General features: G+C 67.3%; 19 protein-coding genes. 9 read left to right on the forward strand and 10 right to left on the reverse strand.

Features of this window, described 5'->3' with window-relative positions; all coding sequences use genetic code 11:
- Window positions 1-3: 3 nt before the first annotated feature.
- The 9 genes from flgJ to flgB form a co-directional block, all read right to left on the reverse strand.
- Window positions 4-984, reverse strand: a complete 981-nt coding sequence (gene flgJ, locus ACRSCF_RS03025; RefSeq protein ID WP_016449309.1) for a flagellar assembly peptidoglycan hydrolase FlgJ — start codon at window positions 982-984, stop codon at window positions 4-6.
- Complete coding sequence (locus ACRSCF_RS03030) at window positions 981-2129, reverse strand: flagellar basal body P-ring protein FlgI (RefSeq protein ID WP_016449310.1); 1149 nt, start codon at window positions 2127-2129, stop codon at window positions 981-983. Before ACRSCF_RS03030 ends, flgJ begins: the two co-directional genes overlap by 4 nt.
- A gap of 20 nt (window positions 2130-2149) precedes the next feature.
- A complete protein-coding gene (locus ACRSCF_RS03035; RefSeq protein WP_012202559.1) occupies window positions 2150-2857 on the reverse strand; it encodes a flagellar basal body L-ring protein FlgH in 708 nt (235 codons plus the stop codon).
- A gap of 201 nt (window positions 2858-3058) precedes the next feature.
- Window positions 3059-3841 carry a flagellar basal-body rod protein FlgG gene (flgG, locus tag ACRSCF_RS03040; RefSeq protein WP_012202560.1) on the reverse strand — a complete coding sequence of 261 codons (783 nt, stop codon included), beginning with the start codon at window positions 3839-3841 and terminating at the stop codon, window positions 3059-3061.
- 22 nt (window positions 3842-3863) lie between these two features.
- On the reverse strand, window positions 3864-4604 hold the full coding sequence (locus ACRSCF_RS03045; RefSeq protein ID WP_016449311.1) for a flagellar basal body rod protein FlgF: 741 nt from the start codon (window positions 4602-4604) through the stop codon (window positions 3864-3866).
- 29 nt (window positions 4605-4633) lie between these two features.
- Complete coding sequence (gene flgE, locus ACRSCF_RS03050) at window positions 4634-5899, reverse strand: flagellar hook protein FlgE (protein WP_016449312.1); 1266 nt, start codon at window positions 5897-5899, stop codon at window positions 4634-4636.
- Window positions 5900-5939: 40 nt separating this feature from the next.
- Complete coding sequence (locus ACRSCF_RS03055; RefSeq protein ID WP_016449313.1) at window positions 5940-6602, reverse strand: flagellar hook assembly protein FlgD; 663 nt, start codon at window positions 6600-6602, stop codon at window positions 5940-5942.
- Window positions 6603-6636: 34 nt separating this feature from the next.
- Window positions 6637-7041, reverse strand: a complete 405-nt coding sequence (gene flgC / locus ACRSCF_RS03060) for a flagellar basal body rod protein FlgC (protein ID WP_016449314.1) — start codon at window positions 7039-7041, stop codon at window positions 6637-6639.
- Between the two features lie 30 nt (window positions 7042-7071).
- Window positions 7072-7485, reverse strand: a complete 414-nt coding sequence (gene flgB, locus ACRSCF_RS03065; protein WP_013800365.1) for a flagellar basal body rod protein FlgB — start codon at window positions 7483-7485, stop codon at window positions 7072-7074.
- A gap of 234 nt (window positions 7486-7719) precedes the next feature.
- Here flgB and flgA point away from each other — a divergent pair, with 234 nt between their 5' ends.
- The 3 genes from flgA (at window position 7720) to ACRSCF_RS03080 (ending at window position 9331) form a co-directional block, all read left to right on the forward strand.
- A complete protein-coding gene (gene flgA, locus ACRSCF_RS03070) occupies window positions 7720-8484 on the forward strand; it encodes a flagellar basal body P-ring formation chaperone FlgA (RefSeq protein WP_016449315.1) in 765 nt (254 codons plus the stop codon).
- Between the two features lie 78 nt (window positions 8485-8562).
- On the forward strand, window positions 8563-8883 hold the full coding sequence (gene flgM, locus ACRSCF_RS03075; RefSeq protein WP_016449316.1) for a flagellar biosynthesis anti-sigma factor FlgM: 321 nt from the start codon (window positions 8563-8565) through the stop codon (window positions 8881-8883).
- Between the two features lie 76 nt (window positions 8884-8959).
- Window positions 8960-9331 carry a hypothetical protein gene (locus ACRSCF_RS03080; RefSeq protein WP_016449317.1) on the forward strand — a complete coding sequence of 124 codons (372 nt, stop codon included), beginning with the start codon at window positions 8960-8962 and terminating at the stop codon, window positions 9329-9331.
- A gap of 387 nt (window positions 9332-9718) precedes the next feature.
- Here the strand turns inward: ACRSCF_RS03080 and fliE are convergent, their stop codons facing one another.
- Window positions 9719-10036: a flagellar hook-basal body complex protein FliE gene (fliE, locus tag ACRSCF_RS03085; RefSeq protein WP_016449318.1), complete on the reverse strand. Its 318-nt coding sequence runs from the start codon at window positions 10034-10036 to the stop codon at window positions 9719-9721.
- Between the two features lie 177 nt (window positions 10037-10213).
- On the opposite strand from fliE, the gene fliF reads away from it, so the two are divergent.
- Genes fliF through ACRSCF_RS03115 form a run of 6 tightly spaced genes read left to right on the forward strand, consistent with a single transcriptional unit; the run spans window position 10214 to window position 17227 of the window.
- On the forward strand, window positions 10214-11914 hold the full coding sequence (fliF, locus tag ACRSCF_RS03090; protein ID WP_432675184.1) for a flagellar basal-body MS-ring/collar protein FliF: 1701 nt from the start codon (window positions 10214-10216) through the stop codon (window positions 11912-11914).
- A 26-nt stretch (window positions 11915-11940) separates the two neighbouring features.
- Window positions 11941-12936, forward strand: a complete 996-nt coding sequence (gene fliG / locus ACRSCF_RS03095) for a flagellar motor switch protein FliG (RefSeq protein ID WP_012202571.1) — start codon at window positions 11941-11943, stop codon at window positions 12934-12936.
- Window positions 12929-13819: a FliH/SctL family protein gene (locus ACRSCF_RS03100; protein ID WP_016454330.1), complete on the forward strand. Its 891-nt coding sequence runs from the start codon at window positions 12929-12931 to the stop codon at window positions 13817-13819. The genes fliG and ACRSCF_RS03100 overlap by 8 nt, the downstream gene beginning before the upstream one ends.
- Window positions 13809-15227 carry a flagellar protein export ATPase FliI gene (fliI, locus tag ACRSCF_RS03105; protein WP_034366515.1) on the forward strand — a complete coding sequence of 473 codons (1419 nt, stop codon included), beginning with the start codon at window positions 13809-13811 and terminating at the stop codon, window positions 15225-15227. The genes ACRSCF_RS03100 and fliI overlap by 11 nt, the downstream gene beginning before the upstream one ends.
- Window positions 15228-15283: 56 nt before the next feature.
- The gene (gene fliJ, locus ACRSCF_RS03110) at window positions 15284-15748 is read left to right on the forward strand and encodes a flagellar export protein FliJ (RefSeq protein ID WP_034366518.1); all 465 of its coding nucleotides are present in this window, start codon (window positions 15284-15286) and stop codon (window positions 15746-15748) included.
- 3 nt (window positions 15749-15751) lie between these two features.
- A complete protein-coding gene (locus ACRSCF_RS03115) occupies window positions 15752-17227 on the forward strand; it encodes a flagellar hook-length control protein FliK (RefSeq protein WP_126312976.1) in 1476 nt (491 codons plus the stop codon).
- Window positions 17228-17423 lie beyond the last annotated feature (196 nt).

The following is a 17423-nucleotide window of genomic DNA, read 5'->3' on the forward strand; positions in this document are numbered from 1 at the left end:
GGTTTAGGCTTGTGCGCGTGCCGCGCTCTGCACGGCGCTCTGGATGGCGCGGCTGAGCTTGCTGGCGTATTCGGGATCGGTGGCGTAGCCGGCTTTCTGCAGCTCGGTCGCATAGGCCAGGGCCGAGTCGGTCTTGCCCATGGCTTTCTCGTAGCGCGGATTGCTGGTGATCAGCCGCGCATAGTCGCGGAAGGACTCCTCGTAGGAGCCGTAGGCGCGGAACTTGGCCGTGACCTTGCGCGCCACGCCGTCGATGTATTCGGTGGTCGTGACCTCGGCGACCTTGCCCGTCCAGCCCTTGCCGGCCTTGATGCCGAAGAGGTTGTGGGCATTGCTGCCATCGGCGTTCTTGATCTCGCTCTTGCCCCAGCCGGTCTCGTGGCCGGCCTGGCCCAGCATGAAGGCGGCCGGAATGCCGCTTTCCTGCGCCACGCGCGCCGCAGCGTCGCCATGGTGGGCCACGAAGTTGTCGCGGCCCTTGGGCGCGGGTGCGTAGGCGTTGACGGACTGGGCCGCGCTGCTGCGGCTGCCGCTCCAGGCGCCGATGGCAGCGGTGCCGCCGGCGGCGCCATTGGCATTGGTGGCCGTGCTGCGCCAGGCGATGCGGCTCATGCTCAGCGTGGAGGGCACGGAGATCTCGGCATCCTCGGCGGCTTCCGAGCCCATGGTGCGGGCCAGCTGGCGCGTGATGGCATCCGACAGTCCGCCGGGCTGGCCCGACATGGCCACCGACAGCTGCTGGTCCAGCATGTCGGTGCTGAGGTTGCCCTGTGCGCTGTCGAGCAGGCCGGACTTCATGGTCGCCTCGCGCATGCTCTTGATCATCTCGCGCATGAACAGCGATTCCAGCTGTTTGGCGGTTTCCTTCGCGGCCTGCGGGCTGTTCTCGCCGGCCGCGAACTTGAGTGCGTTGAGGGACCGGGCGTCGGCCGCCAGCGCATTGCTGGCCGCAGTCTGCGATCCATTGGGAAGTGCGATGCTCATATCACCTCCAGTTCGGCGTTGAGAGCGCCTGCGGCCTTGATGGCCTGCAGGATGGCCAGCAGGTCCTGGGGCGTGGCGCCCAGCGTGTTGAGTGCGCGCACCACGTCGGTGAGCTGCGGGGAGCCGGGCATGTTGATGATGTTGCCGGGCTCCTGCTTGATCTGGATGTCGGACTTCTGGGCCACCACGGTCTGGCCCTGCGAGAAGGCGCCGGGCTGGCTGATCACCGGCGTGGTGCTGATGGTGATGGCCAGGTTGCCGTGGGCGATGGCGCAGGGGCCCAGGGTCACGGCCTGGTTGAGCACGATGGAGCCCGTGCGTGCGTTGATCACGACCTTGGCCGAGGGCTTGGAGGTCTCGATCGGCATCTCCTGGATCTCGGCAATCATGCGCACGCGCGATCCCGGGTCCTGGGGCGCGGATACGCGCACGGTGCGCCCGTCCAGCGCCTGCGCCACGCCCTGGCCCATGCGCTGGTTGATGGCGCGCACCACCTTGTCGGCGGTCTGGAAATCGGTGGCGTTCAGGCCCAGCGTGATGCTGTCGCCTTCGTTGATCGGGGTGGGAACTGCGCGTTCGACCTGGGCGCCCTGCGGCACGCGGCCCGCGCTCAGGTGGTTGATCTGTACCTTGGAGCCGCCGGCCGAGGCGCCGGCGCCGCCGACCACGAGGTTGCCCTGGGCCAGCGCGTAGATCTCGCCGTCGGCACCGCGCAGCGGCGTGGTCACCAGGGTTCCGCCCTTGAGCGACTTGGCATTGCCCACGGAGGAGACGACCACGTCGATGGTCTGGCCTGGCTGGGCAAAGGCCGGCAGCTCGGCGGTGACGATCACGGCCGCCACGTTCTTGAGCTGCAGCTGGCCCGCGTTGCCTGTGGCGGGCAGCGAGATGCCCATCTGCTCCAGGTAGTTGGCCAGGGCCTGCTTGGTGTAGGGCATCTGGGTGGTCTGGTCGCCCGTGCCGTCGAGGCCGACCACCAGGCCGTAGCCGGTCAACTGGTTGCTGCGCACGCCCTGGATGGCAGCGACCTCCTTGATGCGTGTTGCATGCGCCGGCAGGGTCAGCATGCTGGCGCCGAGGGCGGCTGCAACCCAGAAGGGGCGCTGCGCTTGGCGCAATGTCAGGAGCATGGACAGTACTTTCATGCTGTCCATTCTCCGGAGAATCAGAACGGCATAACGTTCAAAAAGAACCGGGACAACCAGCCAATTGACTGCGCTTCCCCGGCCTGCCCGCGGCTGCGCGATTCCACGCGCACGTTGGCCACCTGGGTCGATGCGACCAGGCTGCCGGGCTGCATGGTGCGCGGGTCCACCGTGCCCGTGAAGCGCAGCACATCCACGTTGTGGTTCACGCCGATCTGCTTTTCTCCGGCGATCACCAGATGGCCGTTGGGCAGCACATCGACCACCGTCGTGCTGATGGCGCCCGTGAACGTGTTGTCGCTGGACGTCGAGCCCGAGCCCGTGTAGTCGTTGTTGTTGTTGAAGCCGATGTTGGAGCGGTCCTTGAGATTGGCCAGCGCATTGCCCGAAAACAGCGGCAGCGCCGAAATCCCGGCCGTGGTCTTGTTGGACCGCTTGAGGCCCGAATCCGACTTCTGGCTGGCCGTCACACGCTCCACGATTTGCACCGTCACAAGGTCCCCCACCAGGCGCGCACGCCGGTTCTCGAAACCGGGCCGGTAGCTGGCCGCGTTGAACAGGCTGCCCGTGGGGCTGCCCGCCACCGGGGCGGGCTGCGGCAGCACCGGCGGCGCCGTGGACGGCATGTCCACCGGCGGCGGGTCATTGAGCGTCGTGCAGCCCGACAGGACTGCCGCCAGCGCCAGGCACGTGCCCGTCGCGGAAAGGGAGAAGGTTCGTTGGGTCATGGCGATGTTCCCGGTGTTTCAGTGATCCATGCTTCGCATGAACCTGGCGAGCCATAGGCATGTGGCGTGACCCCGGAGACCGGCGCGGCCCAGGTCAGGGACGCCGAGCAAGGGCCGCCCCGCAGCGAGGGCGTCGTCCCCCTCCCTCGCGAAGCGAGTAGAGAGGGGGAAGCGGCGAAGCCGCTCAGGGGGAGAGATCAATTACAACTGCGCCAGCTTGGCCAGCATCTGGTCCGACGTCTGGATGGCCTTGGAATTCATTTCATAGGCGCGCTGGGTCTGGATCATGGTCACCAGCTCCTGCACCACGTTCACGTTCGAGCCTTCCAGGTAGCCCTGCTTGATCATGCCCATGCCGTTGACACCGGGCTGGCCCTGCTGGGGCTGGCCCGAGGAAGCGGTTTCCGTGAACAGGTTCTGGCCGCGCGGCTCCAGGCCGGCCGGATTGATGAACTGGCTCATCGCGATGTTGCCCACCTGCTGGGGCGCGGCCTGGCCGGCCATGGTCACGCTGACCACGCCCTCGGGGCTGATAGACACCTTGGTCGCGCCCTGGGGAATGGTGACGCCGTTGGCGATGGGCATGCCGCTGGCAGTCACCAACTGGCCCTGGGCATCGACCTGGAAGGAGCCGTCGCGGGTATAGGCCGTGGTGCCGTCGGGCATGTTGACCTGGAAGAAGCCGTTGCCGTCGATGGCCACGTCCAGCGCATTGTTGGACTGCTGCAGGGCGCCCTGCAGGAAATTGCGCGAGGTGGCCACCGTGCGCACGCCCAGGCCCAGGTGCAGGCCCGTGGGCAGCTGGTTCTGCTCGGTGGTCTGGGCGCCCGACTGGCGCAGGTTCTGGTAGATCAGATCCTCGAACACCGCGCTGGCGCGCTTGTAGCCCGTGGTCGAGACGTTGGCCAGGTTGTGGGAGATCACATCCAGCTGGGTCTGCTGGGCTTCCATGCCGGTCTTGGAGATGAACAGCGAATTGATCATGGCGTTTTCCTTTTCAGTGCTTTCAGCCGTTCATGCTCAAGAGTTGGCTGGCCGTCTTGTCATTGGTTTCTGCGGTCTGCAGCAGGCGCATCTGGGTCTCGAACTGGCGGGCGGCGGCAATCATGCCGACCATGGTCTCCACCGAATTCACGTTCGAGCCTTCGATGGCGCCCGACAGCAGGCGGGCGTTCTCGTCGTTGGGCAGCGGCTCGCCGTTGCCCGTGCGGAACAGGCCGTCGTTGCCGCGCACCAGCGCAGCGTCCTCGGCCGGCGTGGCCAGCTTGACGCGGCCCACGGCCACGGGCAGCTGGTTGCCGGTCTTGGCGGTCAGCGTGCCGTCGGAGCCCAGGGAAATCGTGGACTCGGGCGGAATGTCGATGGGGCCGCCGCCGTCCGACAGCACGGCCTGGCCGTTGCTGTTGACCAACTGGCCCTCGGGGGAAACCTCGAACACGCCATTGCGTGTGTAGGCTTCCTGGCCGTCCAGGCCCTGGACGGCGAACCAGGCGCGGCCCATGGCCATGGCGTCCAGTGCGCGGCCCGTGCGCTGGGTGGGGCCGGGCGTGTCCACGTAGCCGGAGGTTGCCTCCAGCGCGAACACGCGCGTGCCCGCGCCGCTGCCCTGCAGGGGCACGGAGCGGAAGGTGGACATTTCGGCCCGAAAGCCATTGGTGCCGGCATTGGCCAGGTTGTGGGCCAGCACGGACTGACGCTGCGCCGCTGCGTTGGCGCCCGTCATGGAGGTGTAGATGATGCGGTCCATGCCGGCTCTCCTGACTCAGTTCTTGGCTATCAGCGCAGGTTCACCAGGGTCGAGAAGACCTGGTCCTGGGTCTTGATGGTCTGGGCATTGGCCTGGTAGGCGCGCTGCGCGGTCATCATGTTCACCAGCTCGGCGGTCAGGTCCACGTTGGAGTCCTCCAGCGCGCCCGAACGCAGCGAGCCGAAGGTGCCCGACTCGGCCGTGCCGTTCAGCGCCGGGCCCGAATCGGCGGTCTCCACCCACTTGTTGTCGCCCACGGCACCCAGTCCCTGGGTATTGGTGAAGGCGGCCAGGGCGAGTTGGCCTTCGGTGCGCGTCACACCGTTGGAGTAGGTGGCCACGATGGAGCCATCGTTGCCGACGTTGATGCCGGTGAGCGCGCCAGCGGTATAGCCGTCCTGCTTGAGGCTGCTGACCGCGAACTTGGTGCCGAACTGGGAGACATTGGAAAAGTCCAGCGTCACACTGACGGAGCCCGGGGTTGGCGAATTGGGATTGTTGGTCTGGATGGAGGCAACCGCAGGGCTGGGAGCGACTGTCTTGAGCTTGCCTGCAGCGTCAAAGGTCAGTGTTGCCAGCAAGGTCGCTGTCTTGGGCGGGTTTGCCGTAGGGTCATCAAGGCCGTCATAGACCTTCCAGGTATTGGCGGTCGCGTCCTTCTCGAAGTACATCTGCACAGGTGTGGCCACGCCTTGGCTGTCATAGACATTGACCGATGTGCCATAGGTGGCGCGAGGAGTGGCCGGGATCGGTGGCGTTTTGGTGGCATCGCCTGCAGCCACGGTGGCACGGGCATCGAGGTTGAGATTCACGTCGATCTTGGTCGTGGTCTTGGCCGCGATCGGCTGGCCCGAGGGGAAGACCATGGGCACGGGCTGGCCGCCGGCCAGCACCTTTCCCGTGGTGGCGTCCACGGGGTAGCCCATGACGTTGTCGCCCTGCACGGTCTTGAGGTTGCCCTGCTTGTCCAGGCCGAAGTTGCCGGCGCGCGTATAGGCCGTGCTGCCGTCGGGCTGGCGCACGACGAAGAAGCCGTTGCCGTTGATGGCCACGTCCAGGTTGTTGCCCGTGGTGGTGATCGGACCCTGGCGGAACTGCTGGGTCACGGCGGCCACATTGACGCCGATGCCGCTGTTCTGGCCGCTGGCCGAGCCGACGGCGCTGGCCACGGCCTCGGCGAACTCGGCGCGCGAGGACTTGAAGCCCGTGGTGTTGGCGTTGGCGATGTTGTGGCCGATCACGTCCAGGTTCTTGCTGGCGGCGTTCAGACCCGAGAGGCCTTGTTGGAATCCCATGGTGTGCTCCTGCGATGGTTTGGGGTGTTTGGTGCGGTGTTCAGTACACGGCCTTGACGGAGGTGTAGGCGACGTTGGTGCCGTCGTCCAGCTCCAGCGTCAGCTTGCCGTCGGTGGTGCCCGTGGCAAGCACCGCGTGGGGCGACAGCGTGGTCGAGGCCACGGCCTTGTCGGCATTCGTGGCCTGCACCGTGTAGCGCAGCTGGCTGGCATCGCCCGTGTACTTGCTGCCGTCCCAGGTGAAGTAGTTGCGGCCCGCGGTGCCGCTGCCCAGCTCGACGGTGTCCACCAGCTCGCCGCCGGCCGTGGTGATCTGCACCTTGACATCGGCGGCCGGGCCTTCGAGGTCGAAGGCCGCCGTATAGGACTTTTCCTTGCCCACGCCCAGGGTGTTGCCCTCGGTCAGCACGGTGCGGCCGATCATCTGCGTGCCCTGCAGCACCTGCATGGCCGTGAACTGGCCGGCCATGCTTTCCATGGTCTTGTTCAACTGCTGGATGCCGGTGACGGTGTTGATCTGCGCCATCTGCGAGGTCATCTGCGCGTTGTCCATGGGATTCATGGGATCCTGGTTGTTCAACTGCGCGACCAGCAGCTTCAGGAAGCGGTCCTGCGCTGCTGCGGGGTCGGTGTTCGAATTGCTCGTGGTGTTCTTGCTGTTGAGGTCGGCCGTGCTGGCGACGCTGCCTGCGCCATAGATCATGGGAGTGGCTCCTGGAATGTGGTGCGGACGGGGCTCACTGGCCCATCTGCAGGGTTTTGAGCAGCAGCGACTTGGTCGTGTTCATGACCTCGACGTTGTTCTGGTAGGAGCGCGAGGCCGAGATCATGTTGACCATCTCGTCCACGGCGCTGACGTTGGAATGCGTCACATAGCCTTCGGCATCGGCCAGCGGGTGCTGGGGATCGTGGATGCGGCGGCCCGGCGTGTTGTCCTGGCTGATGGCGCTGACGCGCACGCCCGAGGAGCCTTCCTCGCCCATGGGCACGGTCTGGAAGACCACCTGGCGCGCCTGGTAGGCCTTGCCGTCGGGGCCGGCCACGGCATCGACGTTGGCCAGGTTCGAGGCCACGACGTTCAGGCGCTGGGACTGGGCGCTGACGGCACTGCCGGAGATGCTGAAGATGGAGAACATGGACATGGGAAAGCTCCTGTGGTCTGTGGCGCCGGCTTACTGGCCCTGGATGGCCGACAGCATGGTCTTGGCCTGGCCGTTCAGAAAGCGCAGCGTGGCTTCGTAGCGCACGGCGTTGTCGACGAAGTTGGCGCGTTCGCGGTCCAGGTCCACGGTGTTGTTGTCCATGTTGGTCTGGGCCTGCACCGAGTAGCCGAGATGGCTTTGCGCGCTCTGCCCCGAGGCGGCGGCAGGCAGCGGAATGTGGCCGCCCTGGCTGACGCTGGCCAGCGTCATGGGCGAGGGGCCGGAGGTGACGGCCGTCAGCGCCTCGCGGAAATTGAAGTCGCGTGCCACATAGCCAGGGGTGTCGGCATTGGCGATGTTGCTGGCGATTGCACGCTGGCGCTCGGCGCGCAGCACCAGCGCCTTGCTCTGGAAGTCCAGTCGTTCAGTCATCTTGTCGAGCATGTCGGCCTCGCCCTCTGGGATTTGCGGTGATCGGTTGACGAAATGGCGGCAGCCCACGGACTGCGGCATGCGTCGATTATGGAAATCGGGCCCGAACGCTAAAGCGCAAAGAAAGCGCGTTTGCCTGCGCAGTTCGGCGCTTCGGAAAACGGCGCCCGCCCTATATTTGCTGGCATCGCTCCATGTATCCCGCCCATCCTGACGGGGTGCCGGAGCAAGTCAGGAGCCCCAGCCATGTCGAACTTCAGCACCGCCCATCCGCCTTCCGCCGCCCGAGCCTTCGCCCGCGCCGCCGCATGCGCTGCGCTCGCCGCTGGAGCATCGCTGGCAGGCAGCGCGTTCGCGCAGAACGCGCCCGATGGCGCGGCCCAGCTCAGCCAGATCGGCCAGCGCTTTGCCGACGAGGCCCTGCAGCAGGGCATGGCCGGTGCGGGCGCCCTGCCCCTGCGCATGGAAGTGCAGATGGGCCAGCTCGATCCCCGCCTGCGTCTGGCCGCCTGCGCCAAGGTCGAACCCTATTTGCCCGCAGGCTCGCGCCTGTGGGGCCGTACCCGCCTGGGCCTGCGCTGCCTGCAGGGCGCCGTGGCCTGGAATGTGTTCCTGCCCATCACGGTCAAGGCCTGGGGGCCTGCCTGGGTGCTGCAAAACGGCGTGCCTTCGGGCCGCCCGCTGTCGGCCGACGACGCCGTCCAGGCCGAGGTGGACTGGGCCGAGGATTCGGCTGCCGTCTACGCCAACCAGCAGGACTGGGTGGGCCTGGTGGCTTCCCGCCCGCTGGCCGCAGGCCAGGCACTGCGCCAGAACATGCTGCGCACGCCGGCGCTGTTCGCGGTGGGTGCCGAAGTGCGTGTTCTGGTCAATGGTGGTGGTTTTTCCGTCACATCGTCGGGCAAGGCCATGTCTGCCGCCGGCGAAGGCCAGACCGTGCGGGTTCGCATGGATAATGGCCGGCTCATCTCCGGGGTGGTGAATCCCGAGGGCGTGGTGCTGGTGCAGTAAAAAAACCTCAAGTTTTGTTCCAGGCAGTCGAAAGCTAGGCACAGCGCCTTACGCCGCCAGGGCGATTGGAGAATCAAGATGAAGATAGGTCAAAAACCGGAACTGCCCGCCGCTGCCTCCCAGGCCGCCGCCAAGCAGCCCAAGACAGCCAGCGCCATTGCCAGCGAGGAATCCTCCGCACAGGCCCAGCCTGCCAAGGCGGCCGGTGTTCCCGTGTCGTTCTCGAACTCGGCCCGCGCACTGGACCAAACTGGTCGTGCCACCGCCGACTTCGATGCCAACCGCGTCAAGGAAATCCGCGAAGCCATTGCCAACGGCACCTTCCGCGTGAACGCCGACGCCGTGGCCGACAAGCTGCTGGCCAACTCCGAGGAATTCCTCTCGCACTCGCGCGTCTGAGCGCGGGTTCGGTTCTTTCTCGGTTTTTTCCTTCCGGCGCGAGCACGCGCTTTCTTTTTTCAGCAAGGCCTGTCCCATGACTCTCAGCGAGATGCTCGATTCCCTGGACGCGGTGGTCCGGATGGTGTCCGCCTCGCTGCAATCGAAGGATGCGGTCGCGCTGGAGCAGTCCAGTACCCGGCTGCGCGATGCCATGGCGGCGTTTTCCGAACTGGCCCGCCGCTTCAGCGCGGCCGACTGGACGCAGGAGCTGCGCGAGCGCGCCCAGGCTCTGGGCGAGCAGATGGCCATGCAGCGCGACCAGCTGGCGCGCATGGCGGTGGTGGCCCAGCACCAGGCGGCGGCGCTGATTCCCCAGGCTTCGGACCAAGCCACGTATGGACGTGACCTGTATGGACACCCTCACGCCGGACCGGGCAAGGCGCGCATCTACCACTCGGCCAGCTGAAGCAGCCTCCTTCTTCCTTTTTTCCTGTCCTGATCAACCCTCCGGCACGCGTGCCCGAGGGTTTTGTCTTTTCCGGGGTGGCGTCGGCGTGACGCGCCTGCCGGCCGGTGCAGGCAGGGCTGCGCATCGGCAGGCGACCCTCCATGCGCGGGAGGAGGTCACGCTTGCTGAAAAAGACGGGGGCTTTGGGCCGTGCGGTGACGGGCGGCCAGGAATGGGGAGGGTGGGCAAAGGCCCGGTTCGGCGAAAGCGGAACAACGCCTTGAAGAAGGCCGGATCCTGCGCGTGCCGGAAAGACGCAGCCATGCGATGGTGCGCGCAAATGCTGTTCGGTCTGCGGTCTGCGGTTTGGGTGGGCAAAGAGGGTCCGGCCGGGGCCGGACGTCCTCAGACCTGCATGTTCATCACGTCGGTATAGGCCTGCACGAGCCGGTTGCGCACCTGCATCGTGGCCTGGAAGCCGATCTGTGCCTTTTGCATGGCGATCATGGTTTCTTCGAGGCTGACGGCCGGGTTCTCCAGCTGCACTTCACGCTGCAGCTGGCTGGAGTGGTTCTGGGCTGAACTGACGGACTGCAGCGCGCCTTGAAGGGCCTGGCTGAAGCCGCCAGCCGCCACTTTGGTCGATGCGTCGCCTGCGCCCACGCCTTTGGGGAGCTGGGTGCCGTACAGGGGAGAGGTGGTACTGGGGATGCGAAGGTCCATGACACATTCCATCGGAGTTAGCAAGATGACGAGATCGTAGGTCGGCAGGGTTTTCGCATCCGGGCAAATAGAAGGTCAAACGGCGCGCTTATCGGGCGAATGTGAAGCGGCGGACTTCGAATAATCGACAGCACGCTAGGGTCCTGTGTGTGCAGGGCTCGAACACCTGGAACCAAGATGTCTGCTGTCGCTGAAATCCCTGTCCCCCAAGCCACTCCCGTCCCCCAGCCTGCCCTGCAGCAGCGCTGGACGGCCATGGACCGTGGCCAGCGCCTGCGTTGGGGCGCGATCGCCGTGCTGCTGGTTGTCGCCGTGGGGGCGGCGGCCATGTTCTACCGCCAGCCGGACTACAAGGTGCTGTTCTCCAATCTGAGCGACAAGGATGGTGGCGCCATCGTCGCCCAGCTGTCGCAGATGAACGTGCCATACCGCTACACGGAAGGCGGCGGCGCCATCCTCATCCCGTCCGACCGCGTGCACGATGTGCGCCTGAAGCTGGCCACCCAGGGCCTGCCCAAGGGTTCGGTGACGGGCTTCGAGCTGATGGAAAACAGCAAGTTCGGCATCACCCAGTTCCAGGAACGCCTGAATTTCCAGCGCGGCCTCGAAGGCGAGCTGACGCGCTCCATCCAGGCCCTGGCCGCCGTGCAAAGCGCACGCGTGCATCTGGCCCTGCCCAATCAGAACGGCTTTTTCCGCGAGCAGCAAAAGCCTTCGGCCTCGGTGCTGCTGAGCCTGTACCCCGGCCGCGTGCTGGACCGCACGCAGATCGCGGGCATCGTGCACCTGGTGGCCTCCAGCGTGCCCGAGATGGCGCCCACGGCCGTGAGCATCCTGGACGATTCGGGCAAGCTGCTGTCGCAGTCGCCCGACGGCAACGCCAACGCCGTGGACATGCAGCAGCTGAACTACACCCAGCAGATCGAGCAGCAGTACGTGCGCCGCATCCTGGATATCCTGGAGCCTGTGGTCGGCAAGAACAATGTGAAGGCCCAGGTCTCGGCTGAGATGGATTTCAGCCAGACCGAATCGACCTCGGAGCAGCACCGCCCCAACCAGTCCTCCGACGCGGGCGTGGTGCGCAGCCAGCAGGTGGTGGAGAGCACGGGCGAGCAAAAGCCGCCCCAGCCCACCGGCATCCCCGGCGCCACCAGCAACCAGCCGCCCCAGAACGCGTCCGCGCCGGTCAATGGCGCCAATCCCGCACCCCAGGCGGCCGATGGACAGAACGCCGTGCGCTCTGCCAGCAAGCGCGAGTCCATCACCAACTACGAAGTGGACAAGACCGTGCGCCACACACGCGGCAGCACGGGCAGCATCAAGCGCCTGACGGCTGCCGTGGTCATCAATGCGCCCCTGGTGGCGGCCGCTGCGCCGAATGCAGCCGGTGGTGCCACCGATGCCGCCACCGTTGCCGCCGCAGCGCGCGGCCTGACGGCGGCGCAGCAGGCGCAACTGCTGACCCTGGTGCGTGAGACCGTGGGCTACAGCGCCGAGCGCGGTGACTCCGTCAACCTGGTCAGCACCCCCTTTGTGCAGGACGAAGCGCCGGCCGAGGTGCCGCTGTGGCGCCAGTCCGAAGTGCTGGACATGGCCCGCAGCCTGGGCGTGCCCATCGGCCTGGCCCTGTTCGGCGCCATCTTGCTGCTGGGCCTGGTGCGACCCATGCTCAAGGGCCGCAAGACGGCTGCCGTGGGCGGTCAGCTCAATGCCATCGAGGGCGAGCAGCTGGACCGTCCGGCGCTGGCCGGACCCGCTGTCGATCTGTCTCCCACACAGGAGCAGGTGCGCCTGGAGCAGGCGCGCCAACTGGCCAAGCAGAACCCGATCGCGGTGGCCAACATCGTCAAGACCTGGATCAACGGCGAGGCCACCTGAGCCTGCCAAACACGGATTGCTGAGATATGGACGAACGAGGCCTGAACGACGCCGCCATCTTGCTGGTCTCCCTGGGCGAGGAGGAAGCGGCCGAGGTGTTCAAGCACCTCACACCCAAGGAAGTGCAAAAGCTCGGCGAGACCATTGCGCACATGCGCGGCGTCTCGCGCGAGAAGGTGGACTTCGTCATCAACCGCTTTGCCGATGACGCGGCCGCGCAAAGCCTGCTGGTGGACGACGCCAGCGGCTATGTGCGCTCGGTGCTCAAGCGCGCGCTGGGCGACGACAAGGCCGCGCTGCTGATCGACCGCATCCTGCAGGGCGGCGATGTCTCCGGCATCGAAAGCCTGAAATGGATGGACCCGCTGTCGGTGGCCGAACTGCTGCGCGGCGAGCATCCGCAGATCGTGGCTGCCATCCTGGTGCACCTGGAGCACGAGCAGGCTGCTGCCGTGCTGATGCAGCTGCCCGAACGCTTTCGCAGCGAAGTCATGCTGCGCGTGGCCACGCTGGAAGGCATTCAGCCGACCGCGCTCAAGGACCTCAACGAAGTGCTGTTCCAGGTGCTGGCCGGCGGCGACAAGATCCGCAAGACCTCGCTGGGCGGCGTCAAGACGGCGGCCGAGATGATCAACAACCTCGGCGGCAATGCCGACGTGGCCGTGCTGGACACCATCCGCAACTACGACCCGGACCTGGCCCAGAAGATCATGGACAAGATGTTCGTGTTCGACGACCTGGTCAAACTGGACGATCGCTCGGTGCAGCTGGTGCTGCGCGAAGTGGTGTCCGAGACGCTGATCATCGCGCTCAAGGGCGGTTCGATGGAAGTGCGCGACAAGATCCTGGCCAACATGTCCATGCGTGCGGCCGAGTCGCTGCGCGAGGACCTGGAAGGCCGCGGCCCGATGCGCCTGTCCGAAGTGGAAGCGCAGCAAAAGGAAATCCTGAAGGTGGTGCGCCGTCTGGCCGAAGAAGGCCAGATCACCATCGGCAGCGGCGCGGAGGACAGCTATGTCTAGTGGGATGAATTCGCGCTTCATTCCCTCCGAGGAGATTGACGAGCGCCAGGTGGTGCAGTGGCGCTTTGGTGCCGTGGACCACATGGGCGGCCTGCAAAGCCTGCCCGGCCTGCCGAACATTCAGGGCGCCCCCGATGCACAGGCTGCACCCGGTGGCGCCGGCATGGCGCGCACACCCGCTTCCTCGTCCGGCTTCCACAGCCTGTCGCTGCCCGGGCGCTCCGATGCGCCCCGGCTGGACGCCGATTCCATGGTGCTGGATGTCGACGCCGACACGCCAGGCACGGCGGCATCCACCCCCGCCGTGGACGAGGAGCGGCTGCATGAATTGCTGGAGCAGGCACGCGCCGAAGGCCATGCCGAGGGCCTGGAGCAAGGCCGCCAGGAAGCCCGGCAGCAGTGGCAGCAGCACATGGATGACTATGTCTCCGGCACGGGCCGAGAGACGGCGCAGCGCGTGGACGCGCTGCTGTCCGGCCTGGACGCCGGCTTCAAGCAGCTGCAGGCGGATGCGGCGCAGGAATTGCTGAACCTGGCCTGCGACATCGCGCGCCAGGTGGTCCGCCAGGAGCTGCGCAGCCAGCCCCAGGCCCTGCTGCCCGTGGTGCGCGAGGCGCTGGACATGCTGGCCTCCGACGGCCGCGCCGCCACCGTGCGCCTGAACCCTGCCGACTTCGCCGTGCTGGACGAGGCGCTGCGCGCCGAGCATGGCGCCCAGTCCAAGGTGCAGTGGATCAGCGACGCTGGCGTGGCCCAGGGCGATGTGCGCGTGGAATCGGGCGGTGCCCAGGTCGATGCCGGCATGGACAAGCGCTGGCGCCGCGCCGTGGCCGCGCTGGGCCTGGTCTCCACCTGGTATGACGGAGAACGCGATGCCGGTTGATGCCTCCCTGGCCGATGCCGGCAAGCCCTGGCAGCAGCTGCTGTCCAATGCCCGCGCCCGCCTGCACAGCGACATTCCGCTGGAAACCCACGGCACGCTCACGCGCCTGACCGGCCTGGTGCTGGAGGCCACGGGCCTGCAGGTGCCGGTGGGCTCGCAATGCTGGATACGCCAGGCAGGCCAGGACCCGGTGCTGGCCGAAGTCGTCGGCTTTGCCGGCGAGCGTGCGTTCCTGATGCCTGCGGGCGACATCCAGGGGCTGTCCAGCGGCGCCATCGTGACGCCGGCCGAACCTTTTGTCGCCCCGCTGCGCTTTGGCGACGGTCCCGAAGAGCCCGTGTCCATGGCGGCCGGCGTGCTGCGCCTGCCCATCGGCAGCGGCCTGCTGGGCCGTGTCGTGGATTCGCAGGGGCAGCCGCTGGACCATGGCGGGCCGCTGGCCGACGTCACGGCCGATCTGCTGGACCGCAACCCCATCAACGCCATGGACCGCGACCCGGTGCGCGAGACGCTGGACACCGGCGTGCGCTCGCTCAACGCCCTGCTCACCGTGGGCCGGGGCCAGCGGCTGGGCCTGTTCGCAGGCTCGGGCGTGGGCAAGTCCGTGCTGCTGGGCATGATGGCGCGCTACACCCAGGCGGACGTGATCGTCGTCGGCTTGATCGGTGAACGCGGCCGGGAGGTCAAGGAGTTCGTCGAGGACATCCTCGGCGCACAGGACCGCAGCCGCGCCGTGGTGGTGGCCGCGCCGGCCGATGCGCCGCCGCTGCTGCGCATGCAGGGTGCCGCCTACGCCACGGCCATTGCCGAGCATTTCCGCGACAAGGGCCAGCATGTGCTGCTGCTCATGGATTCGCTGACGCGCTATGCCATGGCCCAGCGCGAGATCGCGCTGGCCATTGGCGAGCCACCGGCCACCAAGGGCTATCCGCCGTCGTGCTTTGCCAAGCTGCCGGCCCTGGTCGAGCGCAGCGGCAACGGCCTCAACGGCGTGGGATCGATCACGGCCTTCTACACCGTGCTGTCCGAGGGCGACGACCAGCAGGACCCGATCGCCGATGCGGCACGCGCCATTCTGGACGGCCACGTCGTGCTGTCGCGGGCGCTGGCCGAGTCGGGCCACTACCCGGCCATCGACATCGAGCAATCGGCCTCGCGCGTGATGCACAACGTGGCCTCGCGCGAGCACTTCGAGCTGGCGCGGCGCTTTCGCGCTGTCTATTCGCGCTACCAGAAGGGCCGGGACCTGGTCCAGGTCGGAGCCTACATGGCGGGCTCGGACCCGCAGATGGACGAGGCGATACGGCTGCAGCCGGCCATGGCGGCCTTTCTGCAGCAAAGCATGTTCGAGTCGGCTTCCATGGACGAGAGCATCTCGGGCATGGCCGCCGCGCTCGGTGGTCAGTGATGCGGTGACGCGGCACTGAGATAACGCAACAGCGAACACAGGGAGGAAAACCCGGTATGTCGTCCTTGAATGCCTTGATGGTGGCCATCGATGCCGCGTCGCGCAAGCGTGACGAGGCGCGCCAGGCGGTGCAGGAGCGTCAGCGCTCGCAGCAGGCGGCGCAGGCGCAGATGGACCAGCTGCAGCACTACGTGCAGGAAATGCAGGCACGCTGGGGCGTGCAGCAGAACCAGTCCGTGCAGCCCGAAGTCATGTTCCACCAATACCAGTTCATGGACCGCCTGCAGCACGCCATCGGCCTGCAGACACGGGTGCTGGCCGACCTGGCCATCCGCCTGGAGGCCGCGCAAAAGGCCTTGATGGCCTGCGAGCTGCGGGTCTGCAGCCTGCGCAAGGTGGTCGAGGTGCGCCGCCGCGACCTGGCGCTGGGCCAGATGCGCCGCGAGCAAAAGGAAACCGACGAACGTGCGGCCATCCAGTTTTTCCGCCGCAGCTTCGGGCTGACATTCCAGGAGGCTTGACGCATGTCCACCAACCAGATCGAACAGCGCGCCGACGCGCGCAGCGCCATGCAGCGCACCATGGAGGGCGTGCGTTCCGCGCGCGCGGCGCAGCCGCCGTCCAATGAGCAGGCCGCAGGCTTTTCCTCGCTGCTGGCCGCCATGGATGGCATTGGCGGACTGCCGGACCTGGGCCAGGTCCTCGGCGATGAGGGGGCCGGCGCACTGGTCAACCTCAAGGGTGCAATTCAGGGCAGCCTGAAGGATCCGGCTGACCTGTCCGGCCTGGCGCAGGGGCTGCTGCAGACGCAATTGCCGCTGCAGCCCCAGGCGGAGACGGCCGATATGGCCACTTCCGCGCAGGCCGATGCCATGCTGCTGGCCGCCAACGGCCAGGCGCCCTGGCTCAGCCTGGTCGGGCAGACCGCCCACCTCGATGGCAAGGGCGACCGCGACATGCTGCAGGGCGTGGCGGGCGACTGGTTGTCTGGCCGGGGCAGTGCCGCCATGCTGGCCTTGCGCCAGGAGCAGGGCGTGGTGGCGCATGCCGCCTTCATGGCGCCGCAACCTGCAGCGGGCGATGCCGCAGGCGCGGCGCTGGCCGCGAACGCCAACACGGCGGCGCTGGCTGGCGCAGTGGATGCCGCTGCAGCCGGCACGCCCGCCGATACCGCTGCGCGCCAGGGCGCCCAGGCACAGACACAGGCGGCCGATGTGCTGGCCGCCGTGCAGTCCGATACGGCGCTGACGGCCGCCGCAGCGCGCACGGCATCTGCAGCCCAGGCCACGCATGAGCACACACCCCAGGCGCTGGCGCCCGGCGTACGGCAGGACGCGGCCCTGGCGTCGGGCATTGCGCTCAACGGCATGGCGGCGGTGCGGCCCGCGGAATGGCGCGGCCTGTTCGAGCGGGCCCGCGAAGGTGGCACCGGCTCCGCAGAGTCTGCCGCCAACGGATTGCATGGGGTTGCAGCCGCCGTGGGCGCGGCCCACGCCGGCCAGTCCCTGGGACAGCAGGCCGCCGGACACAATGGCGCAGCCTTGGCCCAGCCCGATGCCCAGGCACAGCCGGGCAACTCCACCGAGCGCGAGCAGCAGGTGTCCGAGCAGGTGGCCTTCTGGGTGCACAACAAGAGCCAGAACGCCTCGCTGTCTGTCGAGCATGAGGGCAAGGCCATCCAGGTGCAGGTCAGCCTGCAGGGCAACGAGGCCCATGTGCGCTTTGGCGCCAGCGAATCGCAGGCGCGCGAATGGCTGGGCAACGGTGCCGACCAGCTGCGCGAGCTGCTGCAGGCCCAGGGCCTGCAACTGGCCGGCGTCAGCGTGGACGCGGGTGGCCAGTCCGGCAATGGCGAAGCGGGGGGCCGCCAGGGCGCGGATGCCCAGGCGCGCCAGGGCCGCGTGAGCGCCATGGTCGATGCCGCCGGCCTCACGGGCGGCAATGGTGCCGCACAGGCTGGTGGCCGCGCGGCGGCAGGCGGGGTGGATCTGTTCGTCTGATTCTTCCTGCGCTTCTTGCGGGGCGGCGCATGCGCCGTTTTCCGGGTTTTCAGAACAGGCCGGGTGGCGACAAGCTGCCCGGCCTGTGGCGTTTGGGGGCCATCAAGCCAGCGAGAAACCGGGGTTTCATGCGCTTATTCAGGCCATGGCCCGAGGTCCAATCGCCGAATAATTCCTGCCATGGGCCTGCTGCGTC

It is taken from the genome of Delftia sp. 11MD (genome assembly GCF_050907895.1).
Taxonomy (GTDB): domain Bacteria; phylum Pseudomonadota; class Gammaproteobacteria; order Burkholderiales; family Burkholderiaceae_C; genus Comamonas; species Comamonas tsuruhatensis.